At 47.7% G+C, this 5894-nt stretch carries 1 protein-coding gene; it reads right to left on the reverse strand.

Annotated elements, in window-relative coordinates; translation table 11 throughout:
* A partial coding sequence (locus E6072_RS08800; RefSeq protein WP_316695139.1) for a leucine-rich repeat protein occupies window positions 1-5894 on the reverse strand: 5894 nt, incomplete at both ends.

Raw genomic sequence — 5894 nt, forward strand, 5'->3', positions numbered from 1 at the left:
CACAAACATGGTGCCATCGTTCTGTAGCACCGGTTGCGGAGTGATCGTGAATTCAATACCCGCTAAAGGCTGACCGTTCTTATCCACTTTCTTAAACTCCACCGAACCAGTAACCGGCTCAATCGGATGCCAACGGCTGAAGTTCTTTACTGTTCCTAAATCGATTTGGTAAACGTTTTGGTCGGTAAAGTTTTTGTCGCTGAAGTGGGTCGAGGTGAGTACGAACGATTTATCGCTAACCTGGTAGCCTTCGGGCGCGGATAGTTCTCGCACTGTCCAGCCGGGTTTCGCGTCTACCTCGTTAAACGATACTGTCCCGTCTTTGCCGGAGATTGCGGTAGCAACCAGCACGCCTTGCGGGTTGTATAAACCGAATTGTGCTCCGGCAAGAGCCTCTTCTTTCACGTTGTATCCCTCTACCTTAAATCCGGTTTTATGCAGGATAATGTTGGAGGGTGGCGGAACCAGGGTATTGATGACCTGGTTCGAGTACAGCGTGCCGGCGTGGGATCCCGAGTCGGAGGAAAAGTCATTTATTGCCTGTTTACCCAGGTGTTCTTGGGAACGCGGATCTGCCCCTGCCGGGCCGGCAATCATGGGTACGGTTGCCCACAATTCGGAGTTTCCGTTTTGGGGACTGCTGGTGCTTAGTTTCAAACCGGTCACTGCCCCGCAGGGTTCATCGTTCCAGGTAGCACCCTTAAGGGTTTCTTTTGTCAGATTGGTATCGCAGGTGTATTGGGCTTTCCAGCCGGGCACGCTGGTTCCGTCTGCCATTGCGAAGGTTACTTTTGCTCCGCTGCGATATTGATTTATCAGGTTAGAGCCTTCTCGCGCCTCGGTTCCCGCTACCGGCAACAGGTCATATATCACGGAGTAGTGTTCGGAATTTTCCCCGTATCCCAGCCGTAACTGGTATTCAAAGTTTGCGCCCGCCACGGTCTGGATTTTGTCCGTCCAGGGCGCGTTGGGTTTGGCTTTTCGTATCCGCTTGTAGATATAAGTTTCATCTCCGACTGAAACCTTGGTGGTATTCTCGGCCTTTGACCAAATACCTGTCCCGGCTACCGGGTCATTTTCTACTTTATTAAGGTAGAAAACTTTCCCTTGGGCACGCACGAATGCTTCGTTTACCATAACGGGGCCGGGGGTACGTTTGGAGATATAGGTTTCTAGCTGTCCCACGTTGTAAACATCGTCTACATTGGTAACCTGGTCGGCCAGGAACCTGACCGCTTGCCGCCCAGTATTATTCCAGTTGGACACAATCTCGTAACGCGCCCCTGGCAGAGCCGCGAATGTCCCGGTCATGGTCACGCCTTGTACTTCTAGCCCATTGGGCAACACGTCTACCAGCTCAAAGGAAGTCAGGGGTACACCATAGTCGGTTTCTATTTCTGCACCCACGGTATAGGTACCGGTCTTACCGGTGAGGGTGAGTTTTTCAAAAGTGTTCCGTTTGAGAGCTTTTATGGTTTTACCCTCGGGACGAATGTTGATGAATGCTTCTTTCTTTTTTTCACCAGAGCGTACCGAGTTAGCTAGGGGGGCTTCACACTTTGTTTGTTCGCACAGCTTTTTAGCGCTGTCCCTAAAACGCGTGTGTACTTTACTGATGGTACGTTTTCCAGGCTGCGCCTCAGTTTTACTGACCCAGCGCAACCAAATATCGTCGTATTTGGTTAAATCTTCGGGCAGTTCGATACGTTTACCGTCAGTAATATCTATGGAATATAAGTGCTTGTCTACCCCATCTTTCGAGGACAAGATTTCTAGTTTCCCGCCGATAAAGAACGGATCGGGGGTTACCCCGGTGTAGCGCAACCGTTTATCTAGGTTGTAGTCTTCTACGTTCACGATTCCGGCAGTCTGGGTGGTGTTATCGGTGTAAACACTCCAGTTGATTTCTTTTTTCCGGTCACTGTCGGTGTCGAACAGGGTGGGTTCCGCGTCCACATAGTGCGGCCCGTCTGCTTTTTTGTCGAGGGCAGTCCCGGAGGGGAAGGTTTCGATTGGTTTATAGAAACTAATCCTGGTTCTTGCCGACCCGGTAATTACGGGTTCCTTTTCCCCTTGTTCTTCGGGGTTAAGGGTGAAGTCGGCACTGTTGTTGATTCTTTCTTGTTTTTTCGCCCCCGGGAAGTGGAGCTTTAGCGTGCCTAAACCGGCGTATTCGCTGTGAATTATTCGGTCTTTATCCGTATAGGTCAGGGTCACCCCGTCGCCCCCAAGCGTCCAGCCAGGGTTTTCTTCCGCCACGAACTGGGCACGCGCAGTAGATCCGTCTGCTTTGATGTACTCCGGTAAAACATCGGTGATGGTGTAACCCTTCACGTTACGGAACAGATCTTTTTTAATCCCGAAGGTAAAGGTGACCGCATTTTTACCGGTCTCGGCTACGTGCCCATTTTCGTCTTCATCATAATCACGGCACACCCCCAGGCTGCACCCTACCGCATCTTTTATAAAGGTGGGCATCAAATAGTAACCTTGCAGGTTCACCGGCCCGGGCTTAGAAGCCGGGTTGGGTTTAACCACATAACGGGTTCCATCATCAGCGGTTTCTATCAAGGTAGCGGTAATGGGGTAGCTCCCATCAGAGGGCGTAACCCGCTCTTTTAACCGCCAGTGAATAGGGATGGAGGTTCTGCGATTCGCTCCGTAGTTTTTATCTAGTTTTATTTCGAGGACGCCGGGGGCGACCACGGTAGCAGAAGTGAAACCGTAGGCATCTTTAATTCCGGATTCTACATATTCGACCCGGGACGGATCATAGGTTATCCGGATAACCCCGTTGGCTAGCTCGGCGCCGGGCGCGTCCCCACCATAGGTGATATCGGTACGCAGCTTTTTACCTATCTGGTCTTTGAGAATATCGGAGCTGGGGAAGTTCCCTTTTTCATCTGCCGGCTCATTAGTGAGCTTACCGCTTAACTCTAACAAACCATAGGTGGTGTTCTTATAGGATTCTGGAACCGGTTTATAAACGAAAGTTAGTTCTTTATCTTCCCCATCAAGAGCAATCTTTTGCGCCTCCGGCACGCTGTAACCGTCAATCACTGGAGGCGAGAAATTATATTCATCTCCCCCATCTAGGGTGTTCAATACCTGCTCGGTTGGCTGCTTTAGCTCTTTACCATTCTCGTCCACATATTTCGCGGTGACCTTGGTATCAACCAAAATAATAATCTTGCCAGGCACAGACGCCACATGATTAGGGTTCTTCCCTGACTCGGGTCGCAAATAAACCGGACCTTCAATCCCCATAACTAATTCTTTTTTATAAATATTATTCTTAAGCATCTGCACGGTTTGTTCCAGCCGGTCATCAGCAACCTTAAATACCGGAGCTACCAGACCCAACTCTCTGAATGCGCTTTTAACAGAAGTCAGGTTACCTAAATAATCCGGCAACTTGGTTATCCCAGTACCGCCGAAAGCTATGTCGCGTATTGTTTTAACATTTCCCCAAGAGTCGGGAATGTCTTTCAACGCTTGTGCATCACCAAAAGCAGCAGCACCGATTTCGCTAACTTTTCCCCAGCTTTCAGGGATTTTTACCAGATTTTTATCATATCTAAAGGCTGAATCGTCTATCTTAACAACTTCACCCCAATCAGAACCTGCAGATACCAGTGTCGGTATACTAGAGAAAGCATATCTTGGAATAGTAGTTATTTCCCCCCAAGAATCAGGCAGATTGGCAAAATCATTAAGACAAAAACACTCCGAACCCAAACTATTGACTTTACCCCAGGAATCTGGCAAGGCCGCAATGTCATTATAGGCAAATGCTTTGCTACCAATAGTTTTAACATTATCCCAGGAAGATGGAATAGCAATCAGTTTATTACTTACAAAAGCATCCGCGGGGATAGCAGTTATCTTCCCCCAAGGCGCACTTAGCTTAGTTAACTGATTATTCTCAAATACGCCTTTACCTAAAGAACTAACTTCACCCCAAGAATCGGGTAGCAGGGTAAGAGCATTACCCGAGAAAGCCTGTTCCCCGATTTTAGTTATTTTTCCCCAAGAATCGGGAACTTTCGTTATCTTATTAGATTCCTGATCCCACTTGTAATATCCGAATGCTTTATCGCCTATCTCGGTAACATCGCCCCAAGAAGCAGGTAAAGAAGTCAAACGATTAAAAGCAAATCCGTATATAGGAATTCTAGTAATCTTTCCCCAAGAAGCAGGTAAAGAAGTCAGCAGGTTGTTAGAAAAAACGTCAATATCAAGCTTCGATACCTCTCCCCAGGAGGCAGGTAAACTAGTTAATTTATTGTTAGTAAAGGCAGCGTTTCCGATTTCAGTTATTTCCCTCCAAGAATCTGGTAAAGAATTAATCTGATTACTCTGAAAGGCATAGCTACCGATTTTTTTAACGGTTCCCCAGCTATCAGGAAGCGAGGTTAACCGGTTACTAGAAAAGATACTAAACGGTATTTCCTCCCATCCATCCCAGGAAAAGTTTAATTCACTAATCTGATTATTGGAAAAAGCTCCAGATAATAAGCATCCAGGATTACCACAGTTCGCTTTAACTGCTTGGATATCAATTTTACCCCAGTTATCCGGTATGGAGGTGATACGGTTATTAGCGAAAGCGTAATGATCTATAAAAGTAACGTTTTCCCAAGATTCTGGAATACTCGATATCTTCTTATTACCATGAAAAGCGTAAGCGCCTATGGTTTTTATATTTCCCCAAGAAGCTGGCAGGGAAGCTATTTCATTATCTTGAAACACACCCCTCGGAAGCGCGGTGATCTTGCCCCAGGGCGCTTCCAACGCCGTAATCTTATTTCCCCCAAAAGATCTGGTGCCAAGAGATGAAACATTCCCCCAAGATTTAGGCAGGGCAGTTAGCTGACTATTATAAAATGCCTCATCTTGAATGTTTTCGATCTTGCCCCAAGAATCCGGAAGCGCGGTGATTTTGGAATCTTTAAAAGCCTCGGAGCCAATAGATTCTATATTTCCCCAAGAATCCGGCAAAGAAGCTAAAGGTGTCCGTTGGAAAGCAGAGCTACCAATAGCGGTGATTGCCTGACCTTTGTCCCCGACTGTCGGCCAACACCAATCTGTACTATTTTTAGTCTTATCGGCTTTATACTTCGCCAACCCGTCAGCACTAAAACCGGAAATATGGTTTTGTCTCTTCCCTTCCGAATCAGTCCAGGTACCATAGGTGAAGTCTTTTACTTGCCAGCCGGGGCAAATGATTTGTTCTGGCCAGTCCGGGCCAACCGCGATATTACCCTTAACAGTCTTAGAACGCCCCTTAGCATCAGTAACCGTATAGAAAACCTGAGTCGTACCCTCCACCGAAGTATCCACACTCTCCGGAGACACCTTCAACAGGTTAGTTATATTGCGTCCCTCAACGTCCTTAGCAGTTACACCCTTAAGTAAAGCCGCTGTAGAGCCGTCAGCCCCATTAGCTAAATGCTTATTAACCTCACCCGTAATAGTCGGCGAAAAATCAGTACGCTTATAGACAAACGTAACCGTATTATCCCCACCCACCGTTGGGGTAATCTCCTCGGTCTCCTTAACAGCCGCAAAACCCGCCAAAACCGGAGCCTTAACCGTATTCGACTGACCCGCAAAATAAACCCCATCCGGCTCCGTAAACTCACTTTGCAAAACCTCAGGGCTACGCAAGGGCTTATTAGTACCCTGTTCAATGTAGTTAATGGTAATCGAGACCGCGTCCCCCGCAGCCACCTGACCAAACCCGGACTTGTACTTTTCGGACTTTACCGCGGCCGGGAGCGGTTGTTGCCCAGCAGCCTTTTCCAGCACCACCCAACGCTTATTATTCGCAAACACTTCCGGACCAAACTCGGTGACAGTAGATGGAATCTTTACTTCTTTGATTTGGTTAC

Source organism: Varibaculum cambriense, from assembly GCF_032557235.1.
Taxonomy (GTDB): domain Bacteria; phylum Actinomycetota; class Actinomycetes; order Actinomycetales; family Actinomycetaceae; genus Varibaculum; species Varibaculum cambriense_C.